3 protein-coding genes are annotated in these 2,458 nt (G+C 54.1%); all 3 read right to left on the minus strand.

Features of this window, described 5'->3' with window-relative positions:
- Window positions 1-61 precede the first annotated feature (61 nt).
- Window positions 62-1,624 (minus strand): IS66 family transposase, encoded by a 1,563-nt coding sequence (gene tnpC, locus JZI27_RS24745; protein WP_251245454.1) that lies wholly within the window; start codon window positions 1,622-1,624, stop codon window positions 62-64.
- Between the two features lie 87 nt (window positions 1,625-1,711).
- The gene (tnpB, locus tag JZI27_RS24750; RefSeq protein WP_005837500.1) at window positions 1,712-2,065 is read right to left on the minus strand and encodes an IS66 family insertion sequence element accessory protein TnpB; all 354 of its coding nucleotides are present in this window, start codon (window positions 2,063-2,065) and stop codon (window positions 1,712-1,714) included.
- Window positions 2,059-2,376, minus strand: coding sequence for an IS66 family insertion sequence element accessory protein TnpA (tnpA, locus tag JZI27_RS24755; RefSeq protein WP_005837499.1), 318 nt, complete (start codon window positions 2,374-2,376; stop codon window positions 2,059-2,061). Before tnpA ends, tnpB begins: the two co-directional genes overlap by 7 nt.
- Between the last annotated feature and the right edge of the window lie 82 nt (window positions 2,377-2,458).

Consider the following 2,458-nt stretch of genomic DNA (forward strand, 5'->3'; position numbering starts at 1 on the left):
AGGCGTAAGCGTCAAATAGCCCACACCTTGTCGCCAAGATGTGGGCTGATCTATGCTGGAATCAAGATTTGAACAAACGGCAGGTCAAGGGTAGCGATGGAGACCAAGGGAGTAAACTGTCCAACGCTTCTGGATTTTTCGGATCGGGAAGCTGCGGGAGTTGTTCGAACAAGAGCATCAAGTACTTGAAGGGGTTCAACCCATTCTCTTTCGCTGTTTCAATCACACTATAGATGATCGCACTGGCCTTTGCACCACGTGGCGTATTGGCGAACAGCCAGTTCTTTCTTCCGATCACAAAAGGCTTGATGGAGCGCTCACTGCGGTTGTTATCAATCTCCAGTCGCCCGTCCTTCAAGAACGCCGTCAGCTTGTCCCATTGATTCAAGCTGTAAGCAATCGCTTGTCCAAGCAGACTTTTCGGCAAGGTACGGGAGCGCTGCTGGCGCAGCCATGCCAAATAAGCATCCAGAACAGGGCGACTGCGCTCCATTCGGATGGCATAGCGTTCCTGGGGAGCGGCATCCTTGCATTCTCGCTCGATGGTAAAGAGCTGGTTGCAGAACTGGAGTCCCTCCCAGGCAGCTGTTTCGGTTTTGTCTTGCGAAGCAGGCAGCGCCTTCAGCGCCTCATCGAACTTGCGGCGCGCATGTGCCCAGCATCCGACCAACGTCACACCGGACACTTTGTGGTAGCCAGGGTAACCGTCCACGTGCAGGTAGCCATTGAATCCCGCCAGAAACTTTCGGGGATGTTCGCCGCCGCGCGTTGGCTGGTAATCGTATAGAACGATGGGTGGTCCCATGCGTCCGGTTCGGTACAACCACAGATAGGACTGTGCTTGCGCTGACTTGCCCGGTTCACACAGCACCTGCAATGTCGTTTCGTCGGCATGCGCGATATCCTGGTTCAGCAGATGCTCGTGCATACGGTTTGTCAGTAGCGAAAGCCACTGCTCTGCGCCGAAGATCATCCAGTTGGCTAGTGTCTGCCGCGAGAGGGTGAGACCCAGACGAGCAAACTGTTGCTCCTGTCGGTATAGCGGCTGGCTGTCCACATATTTCTGGCTCATCACATACGCGAGGATCGAAGGGGAAGCCAAGCTTCCCGGATAAACGGGCTTTGGCATAGGAGCCGTCACGATGGGTGTGTGGATCTCCTCACGCTCGCAGTGACGGCACGCATACACCTGACGCACATGGCGCAGCACTTTCACTTCCGCCGGAATGACCGTGATTTCGTTTCGCGTCTCCGTACTCATCACATGAAGCGCACCGCCGCAGCACGCACAAACTTGTTCAGCCTCCGGCAACTCATACAGAATCGTTTCCACAGGAAACGATTCCAGCTTGGCCTCACGGCTGCCAGCCGTCTTCTTGCGGCTGTATGTGACTGTCTCGATAGCTGGTTCCTGTGAGACAGGGGTCGCCAACACTTCCGCTTCGTTAAACAGCTGTAGTTCCAGTTGATCCGGATGCGTCTTCTCGCTTGAAGTGCCGAAGCGTTTCTGCTGGGCAAGTCGAAACTGCTCCTCATACCATTTCAACTTGGCTGTGAGCTCGGCAATTTGTGCATCCTGTTTGGCAATGATTGCGGCGTACTCTTCTGTTGGAGAGGTTTGCATTTCCGTTTGATTTTTCATATCTTACATATTCGCGGAAGAAGCAAGAATCCCTGCCGCCAAGGTTGCCGAAATCACAAACGATGGCCGTTAAATGACCGTGCGGGCTGCGACTGGCGGATGCGCTTGCCTCTGGCTCAGGGAAAGTCCATCCAGCAACCAACGCAGTTCGCGGCTGGAGACCGCTACCGGTTCTCCATTGCCCGTTGGCCACTGGAACGTACCGCGTTCAAGACGGCGGTAGAAGAGCCAGAAGCCGTTATGCTCCCAATACAGGATCTTGAGCTTGTTGCGTTCACGATTGCAGAACACGAACAGGCACGGAGAGAAGGGATCCAGTTTGAAGCCTTCTTGCACGAGCGCCGCCAGACCGTCGATGGATTTTCGCAGATCGGTGAAGCCGCAAGCCAGATAGACCCGATCGATCTGGAAGGAGTTCAGCATAAGGCCTGGAGCGTCCGAACTACGTCGGACAGGAGTGTGGGATTGTAGCCGGGACGGATTTCAATCACGGCCGCACCAACTTTGACCAGTAACAGAGATTCTGTGTTCTCCTGCGGTTGGTGCACGTTGATTGGAACCCACTGCGGGGGACGAACAGAGGATTCTTTTGAATCCCGAAATTTCCGCAGCCAATACCATAGCTGTCTGGTGGTAACTTCATTTTCAGCACACCATTTCTCAGCGGTAAGGCCGCTGGCGCGATAATCCTTGATTCGTGCCTCCCACTGTTCACGGAGATCCGTTTGCTTCATCTACATCCTCCTCACTTGGTTCTGAGGAGATTATCTCAAAGTGCGGTTTGTGTTTTGAAGGTGGGATTTATTTGACGCTTAC

Origin of the sequence: Brevibacillus sp. AY1 (assembly GCF_029870785.1) — a bacterium.
Classification (GTDB): Bacteria; Bacillota; Bacilli; order Brevibacillales; family Brevibacillaceae; genus Brevibacillus; species Brevibacillus invocatus.